Origin of the sequence: Streptococcus merionis DSM 19192 (assembly GCF_000380085.1) — a bacterium.
Classification (GTDB): Bacteria; Bacillota; Bacilli; order Lactobacillales; family Streptococcaceae; genus Streptococcus; species Streptococcus merionis.
Genome location: NZ_KB904559.1, coordinates 1 through 16,584, shown reverse-complemented (window position 1 = coordinate 16,584; position 16,584 = coordinate 1). Strand labels below are relative to the sequence as shown.

Genomic DNA, 16,584 nt, shown 5'->3' with positions numbered 1-16,584 from the left:
AACATGGCAAAAGTAAAATTGTTTGATCAAACTGGTAAAGAAGCTGGCGAAGTAACATTGAACGACGCAGTCTTCGGCATTGAACCAAACGGGTCAGTTGTTTTTGATGTTATCATCAGTCAACGCGCTAGCCTTCGCCAAGGTACTCATGCGGTTAAAAACCGTTCAGCAGTATCAGGTGGTGGACGTAAACCATGGCGTCAAAAAGGGACAGGTCGTGCCCGTCAAGGTTCTATCCGTTCTCCACAATGGCGTGGTGGTGGTGTTGTCTTCGGACCAACTCCACGTTCATACGGCTACAAACTTCCACAAAAAGTTCGTCGCTTGGCATTGAAATCAGTTTATTCAGAAAAAGTTGCTGAAAACAAATTTGTAGCTGTTGAGTCTCTTTCATTTGCAGCTCCAAAAACTGCTGAGTTTGCAAAGATTCTTGCAGCACTTAGCCTTGATACAAAAGTTTTGGTTATTCTTGAAGAAGGAAACGAATTCGCTACATTGTCAGCTCGTAACCTTCCGAATGTTAAGGTGGCAACTGCAACAACTGCAAGTGTTCTTGACATTACAAGTGCGGATAAACTTCTTGTAACAAAAGCAGCTATCTCTACTATTGAGGAGGTTCTTGCATAATGAATTTGTACGACGTCATTAAAAAACCTGTCATCACTGAAAAGTCTATGACTGAACTTGAAGCAGGCAAATATGTTTTTGAAGTTGACACTCGCGCGCATAAACTTTTGATCAAGCAAGCTGTTGAAGCTGCTTTCGAAGGTGTAAAAGTTGCCAACGTCAACACTGTAACTGTGAAACCAAAACAAAAGCGCATGGGGCGTTACGTTGGTTACACAAGCAAAGTTAAAAAAGCAATCATCACTTTGACAGCTGATTCAAAAGCTATTGAGTTGTTTGCTGCAGAAGCTGAGTAATCTAAGGAGGAATTAACGTGGGTATTAAAGTTTATAAACCAACGACAAATGGCCGTCGTAACATGACTTCTTTGGATTTCGCTGAAATCACAACAAGCACACCAGAGAAAACCTTGCTTGTTTCTTTGAAGAAAACAGCTGGTCGTAACAACAACGGTCGCATCACAGTTCGTCACCACGGTGGTGGACACAAACGCCATTACCGTTTGATTGACTTCAAACGTAACAAAGATGGTGTTGAAGCAGTTGTTAAAACAATCGAGTACGATCCAAACCGTACAGCGAACATCGCTCTTGTACACTACACTGACGGTGTTAAAGCTTACATTATCGCTCCAAAAGGTCTTGAAGTTGGTCAACGCATCGTTTCTGGTCCAGAAGCTGATATCAAGGTGGGGAACGCTCTTCCGCTTGCTAACATTCCAGTTGGTACTGTAATCCACAACATTGAGTTGAAACCAGGTCGTGGTGGAGAGTTAGTGCGTGCTGCTGGTGCATCTGCTCAAGTATTGGGTCAAGAAGGTAAGTACGTCCTTGTTCGTCTTCAATCAGGCGAAGTTCGTATGATTCTTGGAACTTGTCGTGCTACTGTTGGTAGCGTCGGTAACGAGCAACAATCACTTGTTAACCTTGGTAAAGCGGGTCGTAGTCGTTGGAAGGGTATCCGTCCAACTGTTCGTGGTTCTGTAATGAACCCTAACGATCACCCACACGGTGGTGGTGAAGGTAAAGCACCAGTTGGTCGTAAGGCACCATCTACACCATGGGGCAAACCAGCTCTTGGTCTTAAAACACGTAATAAGAAAGCTAAATCAGACAAACTTATCGTTCGTCGTCGTAACCAGAAGTAATAATCTAGTTGCGTATCTTACGTTGATTGATTCAGTCAATCAAATCTTCCGCCAGCTCGGTAGGGTCTGTCAGGAAAAGAAATCTAATTTGCATGTATGTAAAATAGTTCTGACCTTATCCCAAGCCGCTGTGGTACATTATTTAAAGGAGAAAACTACATAATGGGACGTAGTCTTAAAAAAGGACCTTTCGTCGATGAGCATTTGATGAAAAAAGTTGAAGCTCAAGCAAACGATGAAAAGAAAAAAGTCATTAAAACTTGGTCACGTCGTTCAACGATTTTCCCAAGCTTTATCGGTTACACAATCGCAGTTTATGATGGTCGTAAACATGTTCCTGTTTACATTCAAGAGGACATGGTAGGTCACAAACTTGGTGAATTCGCGCCAACTCGTACTTACAAAGGCCATGCAGCTGACGACAAGAAAACAAGACGTAAATAATAGAAGGAGAACACAATGGCAGAAATTACTTCAGCTAAAGCAATGGCTCGTACAGTGCGTGTTTCACCTCGTAAAACACGTCTTGTACTTGACACTATTCGTGGCAAAAACGTTGCAGACGCAATTGCTATCTTGACATTCACTCCAAACAAAGCTGCGGGGATCATCTTGTCAGTGTTGAACTCAGCTGTTGCTAATGCTGAAAACAACTTTGGTTTGGAAAAAGCTAACTTGGTCGTTAGCGAAGCTTTCGCCAATGAAGGACCAACGATGAAACGTTTCCGTCCGCGCGCGAAAGGTTCAGCTTCACCGATCAACAAACGTACAGCCCACATCACTGTGGTTGTATCTGAAGTAAACTAGGAGGTAAAAACGTGGGTCAAAAAGTACATCCAATCGGTATGCGTGTCGGTATTATCCGTGACTGGGATGCCAAATGGTACGCTGAAAAAGAATACGCGGATTACCTCCATGAGGATCTTGCAATCCGTAACTTCATCAAAAAAGAATTAGCTGACGCGTCTGTTTCGACAATCGAAATTGAACGTGCAGTAAACAAAGTTATCGTTTCACTTCACACTGCGAAGCCAGGTATGGTGATTGGTAAAGCTGGTAGCAATGTTGATGCACTTCGTGCACAATTGAACAAATTGACTGGTAAGCAAGTTCACATCAACATCATCGAAATCAAACACCCTGATCTTGATGCTCATCTTGTTGGTGAAGGAATTGCTCGTCAATTGGAGCAACGTGTGGCATTCCGCCGTGCTCAAAAACAAGCTATCCAACGTACAATGCGCGCTGGTGCTAAAGGAATTAAAACTCAGGTTTCTGGTCGTTTGAACGGTGCAGATATCGCTCGTAGCGAAGGATACTCTGAAGGTACAGTTCCACTTCATACACTTCGTGCGGATATTGACTACGCTTGGGAAGAAGCAGATACTACTTACGGTAAACTAGGTGTTAAAGTATGGATTTACCGTGGTGAAGTCTTGCCGGCTCGTAAAAACCAAGGAGGTAAATAACACATGTTAGTACCTAAACGTGTAAAACACCGTCGTGAATTCCGCGGAAAAATGCGCGGTGAAGCTAAAGGTGGAAAACAAGTAGACTTTGGTGAATACGGTCTACAAGCGACAACAAGTCACTGGATCACTAACCGTCAAATCGAAGCTGCCCGTATTGCTATGACACGTTATATGAAACGTGGTGGTAAAGTTTGGATCAAAATCTTCCCTCACAAATCATATACAGCTAAAGCTATCGGGGTTCGTATGGGTTCTGGTAAAGGGGCACCTGAAGGTTGGGTAGCGCCAGTAAAACGTGGTAAGGTAATGTTTGAAGTTGCTGGTGTATCTGAAGAAGTTGCACGCGAAGCTTTGCGCCTTGCTAGCCACAAATTGCCAGTTAAATGTAAATTCGTCAAACGCGAAGCAGAATAAGGAGAAGACATGAAACTTCAAGAAATTAAAGATTTTGTCAAAGAACTTCGTGGCCTTTCTCAAGAAGAACTTGCTAAAAAGGAAAACGAACTCAAGAAAGAATTGTTTGAGTTGCGTTTCCAAGCAGCTGCAGGTCAACTTGAGCAAACTGCTCGCTTAAACGAAGTTAAAAAGCAAATTGCACGTGTAAAAACAGTGCAATCTGAAATCAAATAATAGACTAGGGAAGGAGAATTTTCAATGGAACGCAATAAACGTAAAGTCCTTGTAGGGCGTGTTGTGTCTGACAAAATGGATAAAACAATCACTGTTGTAGTTGAAACGAAACGTAACCACCCAGTCTATGGTAAACGTATTAACTACTCTAAAAAATACAAAGCACATGACGAAAACAACGTTGCCAAAGAAGGCGATATCGTTCGTATCATGGAAACTCGTCCACTTTCAGCTACAAAACGTTTCCGTTTGGTAGAAGTTGTGGAAGAGGCAGTTATCATCTAATTAACCAGAAAGGAGAAAACTTAAATGATTCAAACAGAAACACGTTTGAAAGTCGCTGACAACAGTGGTGCCCGCGAAATCTTGACCATCAAAGTTCTTGGTGGTTCAGGACGTAAATTCGCTAACATCGGTGATGTTATCGTCGCTTCAGTTAAACAAGCAACTCCTGGTGGTGCGGTTAAGAAAGGTGACGTTGTAAAAGCTGTTATCGTTCGCACTAAAACAGGTGCTCGCCGTCCAGATGGTTCATACATCAAGTTCGACGACAATGCTGCTGTTATCATCCGTGAAGACAAAACACCTCGCGGAACGCGTATCTTTGGTCCAGTTGCACGTGAACTCCGCGAAGGCGGCTATATGAAGATCGTGTCCTTGGCGCCAGAAGTGCTTTAATTGATTATAACGATTTGAAAAAGGAATAAGACAAGATAGCAAATGATGGATAGTGCTAACGTTCATCAAATGAGTTAACGAAGCCATATTCCTTAAATCAGATCAATAATAAAACACAAACGAAGTCCCCTAGGAGCTATCCTAGGGTGCCCATTCGGGCGTAAGAAATACATAGGAGAAAACCATGTTTGTAAAAAAAGGCGACAAAGTTCGCGTGATTGCAGGTAAGGATAAAGGAACTGAAGCTACAGTTCTTGTTGCATTACCAAAAGTAAACAAAGTTATCGTTGAAGGCGTAGCTAAAGTTAAGAAACACCAAAAACCAAACAACGAGTACCCTCAAGGTGCTATCGTTGAAAAAGAAGCTCCAATCCACGTTTCAAACGTTCAAGTATTGGATAAAAATGGTGTTGCTGGACGCGTCGGCTACAAGTTTGTAGACGGTAAAAAAGTTCGCTACAATAAAAAATCAGGCGAAATGCTTGACTAATCACGAAGGAAAGGAGAAGTATAATGGCTAATCGTTTAAAAGAAAAATATCTTAAAGAAATTGTTCCTTCATTAGTTGAACAATTTAACTATAGCTCAGTAATGGCAGTGCCTAAGGTTGATAAAATCGTTATCAATATGGGTGTTGGTGATGCTGTATCAAATGCGAAAAACCTTGAAAAGGCTGCTGAAGAATTAGCATTGATCTCAGGTCAAAAACCATTGATCACTAAAGCTAAGAAATCAATCGCCGGCTTCCGTCTTCGTGAGGGTGTTGCTATCGGTGCAAAAGTTACCCTTCGTGGCGAGCGCATGTATGAATTCTTGGATAAATTGGTATCAGTTTCTCTTCCACGTGTACGTGACTTCCACGGTGTGCCAACAAAATCATTTGATGGACGTGGTAACTACACGCTTGGTATCAAAGAGCAATTGATCTTCCCAGAAATCAACTTTGATGATGTTGATAAGACTCGTGGTATGGATATCGTTATCGTTACAACAGCTAACACTGACGAAGAATCACGTGCTTTGCTTACAGGCTTAGGAATGCCTTTTGCAAAATAAGGGGAGGTAAAGAATGGCTAAGAAATCAATGATCGCTAAGAACAAACGCCCAGCGAAGTTCTCGACACAAGCTTACACACGCTGTGAAAAATGTGGCCGTCCACATTCCGTTTACCGCAAGTTTAAACTTTGCCGTGTTTGCTTCCGTGAATTGGCATACAAAGGTCAAATTCCAGGCGTTACCAAAGCTTCTTGGTAATGAAAATGATACTAAGCCCGCGATGAACATAGCAAAATTAGAAAGTTATCGCTGTTTGCTTGCAAACAAGATAGCTTATCTATTTTGCACAGAGTTCTAGGGCGAGTTCAAATAATGAAATGATGCAAAGGACGTTTAAAAATCCGTATGAAAATAGGAAGGCAACGTAGAAGTCATTGGACTTCAAGGAGACCTATCTTTTTCACTAGGATTTTAGTCCGTGCTCAAATAACATGATGTGAGAGCGTTAAACTCGCATATCACATGCCTTCGGGCACACATTAACTAGCAAGTGATTTAGTCAAACTACTAGTAAGAGGAGAAACTAAAAATGGTTATGACCGACCCAATTGCAGACTTTTTGACACGCATCCGTAACGCTAACCAAGCGAAACATGAAGTGCTTGAAGTGCCTGCATCAAACATTAAAAAGGGGATTGCAGAAATCCTTAAACGCGAAGGTTTTGTGAAAAACGTTGAAATCATCGAAGATGATAAGCAAGGAATCGTCCGCGTTTTCCTTAAATACGGTCCAAACGGTGAAAAAGTTATCACAAATTTGAAACGTGTTTCAAAACCAGGTCTTCGTGTTTACTCAAAACGCGACGATATTCCTAAAGTTCTTAATGGACTTGGCATTGCGATTATCTCCACATCAGAAGGTCTTTTGACAGATAAAGAAGCACGTCAAAAGAACGTTGGTGGGGAAGTTCTTGCATACGTTTGGTAATCTAAGATACTAAGGACGTTAAAAAATTCGTATGAAAATAGGAGATTGACGCAGAAGTCCGAGGGCTTCAAGGGAATCTATCTTTTTCACTAGGATTTTAGTCCGTGTTCAATTCAGCAAGCTTGTTGAATTGTTCGTATCAGATTTAAAGATAGAAACAAGATATTGGAGTCGAACACGCCTACAACTCTTTGAAAAGCACAGCTAATGCTTAATCAGCAAGTGCCTAGCGTCGTAAACGTCTGGACTTTCTTAGATTTCATCTGTGAAAGTCCTAGTCGTCCTGACGGGGGTGCGTCTTCGAAATCAAAGATTTCGGACTTACCGCCTATTTTTCTTTGAGTTGCTTAACGGCTAAGTATCTTGTTTGCCCCGTGAAAACTGGTCGCTAGTCGGCCTGACAATTTAACAGGAGAAAATAATAATATGTCACGTATTGGTAATAAAGTAATTACTTTGCCTGCAGGTGTTGAACTTTCTCAAGCTGATGGTGTAGTTACTGTAAAAGGTCCTAAAGGAGAGTTGTCGCGTGCGCTTTCCAAAGATATTGAAATCCGTGTTGATGGTGTTGAAGTAACGCTTCACCGTCCAAACGATTCAAAAGAAATGAAAACAATCCACGGTACAACCCGCGCTTTGCTTAACAACATGGTTGTTGGTGTTTCAGAAGGCTATAAAAAAGAGCTTGAAATGAGAGGTGTTGGTTACCGTGCACAATTGCAAGGTAGTAAATTAGTACTTGCAGTTGGTAAATCTCATCCAGATGAAGTTGAAGCTCCAGAAGGAATCACATTTGAGTTACCAAACCCAACTACGATTCATGTTTCTGGCATTGACAAAGAGGTTGTCGGCCAAACAGCGGCCTATATCCGCAGCCTTCGTTCACCAGAGCCTTATAAAGGTAAAGGGATTCGCTACGTTGGTGAGTACGTTCGTCTTAAAGAAGGTAAAACTGGTAAATAATCTTGAGCTTTTGCTAGGAGAATTTCTCCTAGTAGCTTAAGACTTCTAAGACCATTATATTAAGAGGAGAAATAAAGTGATTTCTAAACCAGATAAAAATAAAATCCGCCAAAAACGCCATCGTCGCGTTCGCGGTAAAATCTCTGGAACAGCTGAACGCCCACGTTTGAACATTTTCCGTTCTAATACAGGCATCTACGCTCAAGTGATTGATGACGTAGCGGGTGTCACACTCGCTCACGCTTCAACTCTTGATAAGGCTGTTTCAAAAGGAACAAAAACGGAGCAAGCCACTGAAGTTGGTAAGCTTGTTGCAGAACGTGCAGTTGCTAAAGGTATTACTGAAGTTGTCTTTGACCGCGGTGGATATCTCTATCATGGACGTGTAAAAGCTTTGGCTGATGCAGCCCGTGAAAACGGATTGAAATTCTAATAGGGAGGACACTAGAAAATGGCATTTAAAGACAACAATGCAGTTGAACTTGAAGAACGCTTGGTTGGTATCAACCGTGTTACTAAAGTTGTAAAAGGTGGACGTCGCCTTCGTTTTGCAGCCCTCGTCGTTGTAGGTGATCGTAATGGTCGTGTTGGATTTGGTACTGGTAAAGCGCAAGAAGTTCCAGAAGCAATCCGTAAGGCAGTTGAAGCTGCTAAGAAAAACCTCATCGAAGTTCCAATGGTGGGTACAACAATTCCTCACGAAGTCTATTCTGAATTTGGTGGCGCTCGTGTCTTGTTGAAACCTGCTGCGGAAGGTTCTGGGGTAGCTGCTGGTGGTGCGGTTCGTGCCGTTGTGGAATTAGCTGGTGTTGCTGACATCACGTCTAAGTCACTCGGTTCAAACACACCAATCAATATCGTTCGTGCAACTGTGGAAGGTTTGAAACAGTTGAAACGTGCTGAAGAGGTTGCGGCTCTCCGTGGCATCTCAGTTTCTGATTTAGCTTAAGAAAGGAGATTCTAATGGCTCAAATTAAAATTACTTTGACTAAGTCTCCAATCGGACGCAAACCGAACCAACGAAAAACAGTTGTTGCACTTGGACTTGGTAAATTGAATTCTTCTGTTATCAAAGAAGACAACCCAGCTATTTTGGGTATGGTTAACACCATCGCTCACTTGGTAACTGTAGAAGAAGTTAAATAGGAGAGCGGGCAGAGCCATCATGGTGGTCTGTCCCAGACTCGTACAGAGGTTTTAAGTCGCTGGGAATCCCCTGCGACTTAAACACCATTCTATCGTATAGGCGAGTTTTAACAGTAGCCTCCCTTGACTACTGCTAAGGCGCTAGCATTTTACAAAAAATAGGAGAAAATGATAATGAAACTTCATGAATTAAAACCTGCAGAAGGTTCACGTAAAGTTCGCAACCGTGTCGGTCGTGGTACTTCATCTGGTAACGGTAAGACTTCAGGTCGCGGTCAAAAGGGTCAAAAGGCTCGTAGTGGCGGTGGTGTGCGTCTTGGTTTTGAAGGTGGTCAAACACCGCTCTTCCGTCGTTTACCAAAACGTGGTTTCACTAATATCAACACTAAAGAGTATGCTATTGTCAACCTTGATCAATTGAATACTTTTGAAGACGGTGCCGAAGTAACACCAGTAGCACTTGTTGAAGCTGGTATCGTTAAAGCCGAAAAATCAGGAATCAAAATTCTTGGTAACGGCGAATTGACTAAGAAATTGACTGTCAAAGCAGCTAAGTTTTCTAAATCAGCTGAAGAAGCAATCACAGCTAAAGGTGGCTCAATCGAGCTCATCTAACGAGGTGGCTTTACATGTTTTTTAAACTTTTAATAGAGGCACTTAAGGTCAAGCAGGTTCGATCCAAGATTTTATTCACTATTTTTATTATCTTGGTTTTTCGAATCGGGACTCATATTACAGTTCCAGGAGTTAATGCTGCTGCGCTAGGAGCACTCAGCGAATTGTCATTCTTAAACATGCTGAGTTTGGTTTCTGGTAATGCCATGCAAAACTTCTCTATTTTTGCTTTAGGTGTCAGCCCTTATATTACAGCTTCAATCTTTGTTCAGCTGTTGCAGATGGATATTTATCCCAAATTTGTCGAATGGGGCAAGCAGGGGGAGGTCGGTCGCCGTAAGTTAAATCAAGCGACCCGATGGATTTCTCTTTTCTTAGCTTTTGCTCAATCAATCGGTATTACCGGTGGCTTTGAGGCCTTGGCTAGTGCAAAACTAGTACCCAACCCAAATTGGCAAACTTATTTGATGATCGGGACGATTATGACGGCAGGAAGTATGATTGTGGTTTGGCTAGGTGAGCAAATCTCTGACAAGGGTTATGGAAACGGCGTTTCGATGATCATCTTTGCAGGTATTATTTCATCGCTTCCAAATATGATGCATTCCATCTACGAAGATAAATTTGTTAATATTTCTAGCGATCGCTTGGTGTCATCCATTATCTTTGTGGTGATATTGATTTTTGCAGTGCTTGCTATCGTCATGTTCACAACCTTTGTCCAACAGGCAGAATATAAAATCCCAATTCAGTATACAAAGCTTGCTCAAGGTGCACCGTCTAGTTCTTATCTTCCATTGAAGGTGAATCCAGCGGGAGTTATTCCAGTTATCTTTGCAAGTTCTATTACGGCAGTACCGAGTGCTGTGATTCAATTTTTTAGCGCTCGAAATCAAGATATTACTTGGCTGTCAAAATTGGGTAACTTATTCGTGACAACAACACCTGCTGGAATGCTTGTCTATCTTTTGTTTATTATTGTGTTTACGTTCTTCTATACATTTGTGCAGGTCAATCCTGAGAAGACTGCTGAAAATTTACAAAAGAGTGCGGCTTATATCCACGGTGTACGACCTGGACGCGAAACAGAAGCTTACTTATCAAAATTGCTGAAGCATTTGTCTCTAGTTGGTGCTTTATTCCTTGGCTTTGTTGCAATCTTGCCAATTCTAGCACAAAATGCATTTGGCCTTTCAAATGCTGTTGCCCTCGGTGGTACAAGTCTTTTGATCATCATTTCAACAGCTATTGAAGGAATTAAGCAACTAGAAGGATACTTGCTGAAGCGTAAATACACAGGCTTTATGAATAAATAAGGAAGCGCGGGGATTGTAACGTTAAAGAAAGTGACTTTGCAGTCAATGAAAAGAGCTGGGAATGTGGTCATTTCCAACCTTTATCCTCATTTTAACTGTCCAGAATTCGCGCGGCTGCTTGCTCCTATAAAGTCTGCTAAAACCAGTAAATGAAAAAGTCATCAGCTGAGGCTGAGACAGAAAGTACTCAGCCTCATTTCTTTTATCATTTGCCCCCAGTTTGACACAGTAGGTGTCTGGTTTGTAAAATGGGACACATCACTATTCTACAAACCTAGTCAGCAGTGACTCATTGGTGCTAAAACACCTAATGACCTACCTGTGCAGGGGTGAGCAGACAAAGTCGCTTTACGGCTTTTATCTCATCCCCTCTTCAAAATAGAGAGACTGAGTCATCAATGTCCAGTCTCTTCTGTTTTGTTTTTGAATAAGTTTGTCAAAGATGGCAGATTTATTGAAAAACAAAATAAGGAGTCGTTATGAATCTTTTAATTATGGGCTTGCCAGGTGCAGGTAAAGGAACTCAGGCTGCTAAAATCGTTGAGCAGTTTAAAGTTGCCCACATTTCAACAGGTGACATGTTCCGCGCAGCTATTGCCAATCAAACAGAGCTTGGGCTGCTCGCTAAGTCATACATGGACGGTGGAAATTTAGTGCCAGATGAAGTTACGAATGGCATTGTGAAAGAGCGTCTTGGCCAAGAAGATATTAAGGCTACAGGGTTCTTACTGGACGGTTATCCGCGTACCATTGAACAGGCTCATGCTTTAGATGCAGCGCTTGCTGAACTTGGGATCTCACTTGATGGCGTGATCAATATTGAAATTGATCCAGCAAAATTACAAGAGCGTTTAAGCGGTCGTATTATCCATAAAGCTACAGGTGAAACTTTCCATAAAGTCTTTAACCCACCAGCTGAAGGCTATAATGAAGAGGATTATTACCAGCGTGAGGATGATAAGCCTGAGTCGGTAGCTCGTCGCCTGGAAGTTAATATCAGCCAAAGTCAGCCGATTATTGAGCATTACCGCTCAAAGGGATTGGTTCATGACATTGAAGGTGATCAGGATATTGAAGAGGTTTATGCAGAGATTGAAAAAGTGCTCTCAAATCTCAAATAAAATGGCCACTCTACTTGCTTTTTACTTGAAATAATGGTATGATAAGCTAGTCTGACTTATAATTGTTACCTCTGTGTTCAGAGGACATCAAATCGAAATTTAAAGGGGGCTTTTGCGTGGCAAAGGAAGATGTGATTGAAATTGAAGGCAAGGTAGTTGATACTATGCCCAATGCAATGTTTACTGTCGAACTTGAAAATGGTCATCAGATTTTAGCAACAGTTTCAGGAAAAATTCGTAAGAATTATATCCGTATTTTGGTCGGTGACCGTGTTACTGTTGAGTTGAGTCCGTATGATTTGACAAGAGGCCGTATCACATACCGCTTTAAATAGTCGAAAAAATTGGAGGGATAAGAATGAAGGTAAGACCATCGGTTAAACCGATTTGCGAATACTGTAAAGTGATTCGTCGTAATGGTCGTGTTATGGTTATTTGCCCAGCAAATCCAAAACACAAACAACGTCAAGGCTAATAGATAGAAAGGAGAAAAAATGGCTCGTATTGCTGGAGTTGATATTCCAAATGATAAACGTGTAGTGATTTCATTGACTTACGTGTACGGTATCGGTCTTCCAACATCTAAGAAAATTTTAGCAGCTGCTGGAGTTTCAGAAGATATTCGTGTTAAAGACTTAACATCAGATCAGGAAGATGCAATCCGTCGTGAAGTAGATGCGATCAAAGTTGAGGGTGATCTTCGTCGTGAAGTAAACTTGAACATCAAACGTTTGATGGAAATTGGTTCATATCGTGGAATCCGTCATCGTCGTGGACTTCCTGTTCGTGGACAAAATACTAAAAACAACGCTCGCACTCGTAAAGGAAAAGCTGTTGCGATTGCAGGTAAGAAAAAATAAAATAGGAGGTAAAGAAATTGGCTAAACCAACACGTAAACGTCGTGTGAAAAAGAATATCGAGTCAGGTATTGCTCATATCCACGCGACATTTAACAACACAATTGTTATGATTACAGATGCACAAGGTAATGCTATTGCATGGTCATCAGGCGGTCAATTAGGTTTCAAAGGCCCTCGTAAGTCTACACCGTTTGCAGCTCAATTAGTATCTGAAGCAGCGGCTAAGGCAGCACAAGAGCATGGTCTTCGTACGGTTGAAGTTTCTGTTAAGGGCCCTGGTCCAGGTCGTGAGTCTGCTATTCGTGCACTTGCAGCAGCTGGTCTTGAAGTAACAGCTATCCGCGATGTGACTCCTGTGCCACACAATGGTGCTCGTCCTCCAAAACGTCGCCGTGTATAATTGATCATACAACTTACACAACAGACGTTGAAGAGGGAGTACTGTAAATGATTGAGTTTGAAAAACCAATAATAACAAAAATTGATGAAAACAAAGATTATGGCAAATTTGTAGTCGAACCGCTTGAACGTGGTTATGGCACAACTTTAGGAAATTCTCTTCGTAGAGTTCTGTTGGCCTCACTCCCTGGCGCTGCGATTACCTCTATTAAAATCGAGGGTGTCCTTCATGAATTTGACACTGTTCCAGGTGTTCGTGAAGACGTTATGCAAATTATCCTAAATGTAAAAGGAATTGCTGTAAAATCTTATGTAAATGACGAGAAGACAATCGAACTAGATATTGAAGGTCCAGCAGTTGTCACTGCAGGTGATATCTTGTCTGATAGCGATGTTGAAATCGTCAACCCAGATCATTATCTTTTCACAATTAGCGAAGGTAAGAGCTTTAAAGCTGTTATGACTGTAAACAAGGGTCGTGGCTATGCTCCTGCTGAAAGCAATAAAAAAGACGATGCTCCAGTTGGTACCTTAGCGGTAGATGCAATCTACACACCGGTATCAAAAGTCAATTACCAAGTTGAACCAGCTCGTGTGGGAAGCAATGATGGTTTTGACAAATTAACACTTGAAATCATGACAAACGGCACAATCATTCCAGAAGATGCGCTCGGTCTTTCAGCACGTATTTTAACAGAACACTTGGATCTTTTCACTGATTTGACAGAAGTTGCGAAGTCAGCTGATGTTATGAAAGAAACGGAGACCAGTTCTGAAGATAAGATGCTTGATCGCACCATTGAAGAGCTTGATTTGTCAGTTCGCTCTTATAACTGTTTGAAACGTGCAGGGATTAATACTGTATACGATTTGACAGAGAAAACTGAGCCAGAAATGATGAAAGTAAGAAACCTTGGACGTAAGAGTCTTGAAGAAGTTAAATATAAGCTTGCAGACTTGGGACTTGGTTTAAAAAACGATAAATAATAGAGGAGGAAGACATGGCATACCGTAAACTTGGACGCACTAGTTCACAACGTAAAGCGATGCTTCGTGATTTGACAACTGACTTGTTGATCAACGAATCAATCGTGACGACTGAAGCTCGTGCTAAAGAAATCCGTAAAACTGTTGAAAAAATGATTACGCTTGGTAAACGTGGGGACTTGCATGCTCGTCGTCAGGCTGCTGCATATGTTCGTAACGAAATCGCTTCAGAAAACTATGATGAAGAGTCAGATAAGTACACATCTACAACTGCACTTCAAAAGTTATTCTCTGAAATTGCACCTCGTTATGCAGAACGCAATGGTGGATACACTCGTATCTTGAAAACTGAGCCACGCCGTGGTGATGCTGCACCAATGGCTATCATTGAATTAGTATAAGATCATCAATTTTGTTGAGTGTTATGATGGTGGGTTTCTGTTTGAACCTTAGTCTAGCTCTGGTCTACTGCTGAGGCTTTGCCTCAGCGGTAACACTCATCAGATTTGTAGATGATATACGCTTGTTTATGAAATGACTCACATGTTTTGAATCATTTCATAAGCAGGCGTTTTTTGGGACACCTTGTCAACTGTGGTGACTCATAGCGTAACCGCCCGATAACGAAGCTCATTGTCAACTGTAGTGGGTTGAAGAAAAGCGGCTATAAAGTTAGATTCTAGAGAGGACTAGGTTGGTTCTCTCAATTTTGATGTTCAAAAAATTCAGAGACTCGGTTTGGTCGCTTGTCATTATAAGTCATATGGAACTTTTCTACCATTTGTCAAGTCTATCAATGGTTTTCAATCATATTTTGTAAAAAGTCAGTGGATTTATGGGATCTACTGACTCTTTTAAGTCGTTTAATTTTAAAAAAGGTACACTAAAATAGCACCTTATCTAGTGATTTTTTCGATAAGGTGTTACAATAATAACGCATAGCCAAACTTTATTGACTTTTGGTCGAATGGTAGTCGTACTGTTTGTTATGCGTTATGAGGTCATCCATCGTCCGAATAAGACGGTGCATAGCGGCAAGTATGTGGCTTGGTTGAGATCATCTGCGATTGTCTTTTTCTTTTGTCATAAAACTCCTAGCGATTTCACGATTGGACTGTCCTTCTTAAAGCCAACGTTCAATCTTTCTACGGTCAGCTAGTGTGAAATGTTTTCCTTTTGGTGTATAATAGTTTTGCATCTCAGAGTCTTTCTAATTGTTGTTTTGGTCGATTACAATTATATATCTCTCTGAGATGTTTTTTCATACCTATCAGGTGGCTAACTTCATTTTAGAACTTTCAATTGAAAATATATAAGCAGAATATTATGAATTATTGTAAACCAACATTTGAATCAATTGCAACATTCAAAGAAGATAAGAAAGAGCTATGAATAGGTAAGTTCCGTGATATTTTTAGAGGAAAAATCTCAGTAGGACCAACATGGTCGAGATGATGATATTAAGTATATTTTATTTTTCTGATATTTTTCTGAACTTTACATTATATACTGTGTCGTATCCAGGGTTACACTCTTGAAGAAATTTAGTTCAATAATGAGTTCTGGCATTACTTGTAATTATCGGAAGTGGGACACATGAAGAACTATTAGAGTCGGTTCCTTTATATAGAGAATTAGCAAAAGAACAATTTTTAGTTTGAGGTGCATCATGTCTAAAGATATTGAAATAAAACATATTACAAAAAAATATAATAAAACAACGATTTTAAATGATGTTTCTTTTACTGCAGAGGTAGGGAAAGTCACAGCATTTTTGGGTCCTAATGGAGCAGGGAAAAGTTCTACTTTGAGAATTCTCCTTGGACTAGACACTGCCACATCAGGAACGGCTCTAATAGGAGGAGAAAAATATTCGACCATAGTCTGTCCTCTTTTAACAGTAGGATCCTCTTTTGATGGAGTGGGTTCTCCAGGAGATCGCACAGTTAGTCAGTATTTAAAAATTGCAGCTGCCAGTAATGGGATTAGTTTTTCAAGAATTGCTGAAGTTTTAAAAATTACGGATATTGAACATAAGAAAAATTCTAGGATTGATAGTTTATCTTTAGGAGAAGGTCAAAGATTAGGTATTGCAACTGCATTGTTAGGTGAACCACAATATCTTATTTTGGATGAACCAACTAATGGGCTGGATCCTAGCGGTATTCGCTGGTTTAGAAATTTTATTAAAGAACAAGCGAATAACGGCAAAACTATATTGTTATCTTCCCATATATTGTCCGAGGTTGAAGCAGTAACCGACTATGTTGTTTTTATTAATAAAGGCAATATTGTCTCTAAAGGAGATTTGAAAACAATGATGGCTGGTTTCGATAGTTTGGAAGAAGTTTTCTTGGCTCCTTGTCAACTGTAGTGGGTGACTTATCATTAAGCACGAGAGAGAATCAGAATGGTTCTCTCTTTTGTGATGTTCAAAGCGATGAGAATTTTCGTTTTGAAGTTCTTGAAATTTCGGAAGCCAAAAGCTTGTCGTTTGATATCCTTGATGAGCTTGTTGGTGGCCTCCAGCTTGGCGTTAGAATAAGGAAGATTTAAAGCATTGGTAATGTAAGCTTTGTATTTCAGAAAGGTTCTGAAGACTTTTTTAAAAGTAGGGTTGGCCGTTGAGACGTTTTC

The 16,584-nt window shown here is 40.9% G+C and carries 29 protein-coding genes and 1 pseudogene; 28 read left to right on the top strand and 2 right to left on the bottom strand.

The window, feature by feature from the left end; genetic code table 11:
- The first annotated feature begins 3 nt into the window (after positions 1–3).
- The 27 genes from rplD (at position 4) to rplQ (ending at position 14,348) form a co-directional block, all read left to right on the top strand.
- Positions 4–627 carry a 50S ribosomal protein L4 gene (gene rplD, locus A3I5_RS0110070; protein WP_018374482.1) on the top strand — a complete coding sequence of 208 codons (624 nt, stop codon included), beginning with the start codon at positions 4–6 and terminating at the stop codon, positions 625–627.
- Positions 627–923 carry a 50S ribosomal protein L23 gene (locus A3I5_RS0110065; protein ID WP_018374481.1) on the top strand — a complete coding sequence of 99 codons (297 nt, stop codon included), beginning with the start codon at positions 627–629 and terminating at the stop codon, positions 921–923. The genes rplD and A3I5_RS0110065 overlap by 1 nt, the downstream gene beginning before the upstream one ends.
- Positions 924–940: 17 nt before the next feature.
- The gene (rplB, locus tag A3I5_RS0110060; protein ID WP_018374480.1) at positions 941–1,774 is read left to right on the top strand and encodes a 50S ribosomal protein L2; all 834 of its coding nucleotides are present in this window, start codon (positions 941–943) and stop codon (positions 1,772–1,774) included.
- Positions 1,775–1,936: 162 nt separating this feature from the next.
- Positions 1,937–2,218, top strand: a complete 282-nt coding sequence (gene rpsS, locus A3I5_RS0110055) for a 30S ribosomal protein S19 (protein WP_000533766.1) — start codon at positions 1,937–1,939, stop codon at positions 2,216–2,218.
- 15 nt (positions 2,219–2,233) lie between these two features.
- Positions 2,234–2,581, top strand: a complete 348-nt coding sequence (rplV, locus tag A3I5_RS0110050) for a 50S ribosomal protein L22 (protein ID WP_018374479.1) — start codon at positions 2,234–2,236, stop codon at positions 2,579–2,581.
- Between the two features lie 11 nt (positions 2,582–2,592).
- Complete coding sequence (rpsC, locus tag A3I5_RS0110045) at positions 2,593–3,243, top strand: 30S ribosomal protein S3 (RefSeq protein ID WP_018374478.1); 651 nt, start codon at positions 2,593–2,595, stop codon at positions 3,241–3,243.
- 3 nt (positions 3,244–3,246) lie between these two features.
- Positions 3,247–3,660 carry a 50S ribosomal protein L16 gene (gene rplP / locus A3I5_RS0110040; protein WP_018374477.1) on the top strand — a complete coding sequence of 138 codons (414 nt, stop codon included), beginning with the start codon at positions 3,247–3,249 and terminating at the stop codon, positions 3,658–3,660.
- 9 nt (positions 3,661–3,669) lie between these two features.
- Positions 3,670–3,876, top strand: coding sequence for a 50S ribosomal protein L29 (rpmC, locus tag A3I5_RS0110035; protein WP_018374476.1), 207 nt, complete (start codon positions 3,670–3,672; stop codon positions 3,874–3,876).
- A 24-nt stretch (positions 3,877–3,900) separates the two neighbouring features.
- Positions 3,901–4,161 (top strand): 30S ribosomal protein S17, encoded by a 261-nt coding sequence (rpsQ, locus tag A3I5_RS0110030; RefSeq protein WP_018374475.1) that lies wholly within the window; start codon positions 3,901–3,903, stop codon positions 4,159–4,161.
- Between the two features lie 24 nt (positions 4,162–4,185).
- Positions 4,186–4,554 carry a 50S ribosomal protein L14 gene (gene rplN / locus A3I5_RS0110025; RefSeq protein ID WP_018374474.1) on the top strand — a complete coding sequence of 123 codons (369 nt, stop codon included), beginning with the start codon at positions 4,186–4,188 and terminating at the stop codon, positions 4,552–4,554.
- A gap of 184 nt (positions 4,555–4,738) precedes the next feature.
- Positions 4,739–5,044 carry a 50S ribosomal protein L24 gene (gene rplX / locus A3I5_RS0110020; RefSeq protein WP_018374473.1) on the top strand — a complete coding sequence of 102 codons (306 nt, stop codon included), beginning with the start codon at positions 4,739–4,741 and terminating at the stop codon, positions 5,042–5,044.
- 23 nt (positions 5,045–5,067) lie between these two features.
- Positions 5,068–5,610: a 50S ribosomal protein L5 gene (rplE, locus tag A3I5_RS0110015; protein ID WP_018374472.1), complete on the top strand. Its 543-nt coding sequence runs from the start codon at positions 5,068–5,070 to the stop codon at positions 5,608–5,610.
- Positions 5,611–5,623: 13 nt separating this feature from the next.
- Positions 5,624–5,809 (top strand): type Z 30S ribosomal protein S14, encoded by a 186-nt coding sequence (locus A3I5_RS0110010; RefSeq protein ID WP_001085697.1) that lies wholly within the window; start codon positions 5,624–5,626, stop codon positions 5,807–5,809.
- 331 nt (positions 5,810–6,140) lie between these two features.
- A complete protein-coding gene (rpsH, locus tag A3I5_RS0110005; RefSeq protein WP_018374471.1) occupies positions 6,141–6,539 on the top strand; it encodes a 30S ribosomal protein S8 in 399 nt (132 codons plus the stop codon).
- Between the two features lie 426 nt (positions 6,540–6,965).
- Positions 6,966–7,502, top strand: coding sequence for a 50S ribosomal protein L6 (gene rplF / locus A3I5_RS0110000; RefSeq protein WP_018374470.1), 537 nt, complete (start codon positions 6,966–6,968; stop codon positions 7,500–7,502).
- Between the two features lie 76 nt (positions 7,503–7,578).
- Positions 7,579–7,935 (top strand): 50S ribosomal protein L18, encoded by a 357-nt coding sequence (gene rplR, locus A3I5_RS0109995; protein WP_018374469.1) that lies wholly within the window; start codon positions 7,579–7,581, stop codon positions 7,933–7,935.
- Positions 7,936–7,953: 18 nt separating this feature from the next.
- Positions 7,954–8,451, top strand: a complete 498-nt coding sequence (rpsE, locus tag A3I5_RS0109990; RefSeq protein ID WP_018374468.1) for a 30S ribosomal protein S5 — start codon at positions 7,954–7,956, stop codon at positions 8,449–8,451.
- A gap of 14 nt (positions 8,452–8,465) precedes the next feature.
- Positions 8,466–8,648 (top strand): 50S ribosomal protein L30, encoded by a 183-nt coding sequence (gene rpmD / locus A3I5_RS0109985; RefSeq protein ID WP_018374467.1) that lies wholly within the window; start codon positions 8,466–8,468, stop codon positions 8,646–8,648.
- Between the two features lie 174 nt (positions 8,649–8,822).
- Positions 8,823–9,263, top strand: coding sequence for a 50S ribosomal protein L15 (gene rplO / locus A3I5_RS0109980; protein WP_018374466.1), 441 nt, complete (start codon positions 8,823–8,825; stop codon positions 9,261–9,263).
- A gap of 14 nt (positions 9,264–9,277) precedes the next feature.
- Entirely contained in the window at positions 9,278–10,579 is a 1,302-nt protein-coding gene (secY, locus tag A3I5_RS0109975; RefSeq protein ID WP_018374465.1) for a preprotein translocase subunit SecY, read from the top strand.
- A 479-nt stretch (positions 10,580–11,058) separates the two neighbouring features.
- Entirely contained in the window at positions 11,059–11,700 is a 642-nt protein-coding gene (locus A3I5_RS0109970; protein ID WP_018374464.1) for an adenylate kinase, read from the top strand.
- A gap of 116 nt (positions 11,701–11,816) precedes the next feature.
- The gene (infA, locus tag A3I5_RS0109965; protein WP_018374463.1) at positions 11,817–12,035 is read left to right on the top strand and encodes a translation initiation factor IF-1; all 219 of its coding nucleotides are present in this window, start codon (positions 11,817–11,819) and stop codon (positions 12,033–12,035) included.
- A 23-nt stretch (positions 12,036–12,058) separates the two neighbouring features.
- Positions 12,059–12,175 carry a 50S ribosomal protein L36 gene (gene rpmJ, locus A3I5_RS12450; protein ID WP_001808836.1) on the top strand — a complete coding sequence of 39 codons (117 nt, stop codon included), beginning with the start codon at positions 12,059–12,061 and terminating at the stop codon, positions 12,173–12,175.
- Between the two features lie 19 nt (positions 12,176–12,194).
- On the top strand, positions 12,195–12,560 hold the full coding sequence (gene rpsM, locus A3I5_RS0109960; RefSeq protein ID WP_018374462.1) for a 30S ribosomal protein S13: 366 nt from the start codon (positions 12,195–12,197) through the stop codon (positions 12,558–12,560).
- Between the two features lie 17 nt (positions 12,561–12,577).
- The gene (rpsK, locus tag A3I5_RS0109955; RefSeq protein WP_018374461.1) at positions 12,578–12,961 is read left to right on the top strand and encodes a 30S ribosomal protein S11; all 384 of its coding nucleotides are present in this window, start codon (positions 12,578–12,580) and stop codon (positions 12,959–12,961) included.
- 47 nt (positions 12,962–13,008) lie between these two features.
- Entirely contained in the window at positions 13,009–13,947 is a 939-nt protein-coding gene (locus A3I5_RS0109950; RefSeq protein ID WP_018374460.1) for a DNA-directed RNA polymerase subunit alpha, read from the top strand.
- A 14-nt stretch (positions 13,948–13,961) separates the two neighbouring features.
- Positions 13,962–14,348, top strand: coding sequence for a 50S ribosomal protein L17 (rplQ, locus tag A3I5_RS0109945; RefSeq protein WP_018374459.1), 387 nt, complete (start codon positions 13,962–13,964; stop codon positions 14,346–14,348).
- Between the two features lie 548 nt (positions 14,349–14,896).
- Here rplQ and A3I5_RS12955 read toward each other — a convergent pair.
- Positions 14,897–15,041, bottom strand: a pseudogene (locus A3I5_RS12955) (IS110 family transposase); the annotation flags it as partial.
- A 575-nt stretch (positions 15,042–15,616) separates the two neighbouring features.
- Here A3I5_RS12955 and A3I5_RS0109940 point away from each other — a divergent pair.
- Positions 15,617–16,321: an ABC transporter ATP-binding protein gene (locus tag A3I5_RS0109940; RefSeq protein WP_018374458.1), complete on the top strand. Its 705-nt coding sequence runs from the start codon at positions 15,617–15,619 to the stop codon at positions 16,319–16,321.
- Between the two features lie 14 nt (positions 16,322–16,335).
- Here A3I5_RS0109940 and A3I5_RS0109935 read toward each other — a convergent pair.
- On the bottom strand, positions 16,336–16,584 hold a 249-nt coding region (locus tag A3I5_RS0109935), incomplete at its 5' end, for a transposase (RefSeq protein ID WP_018373286.1).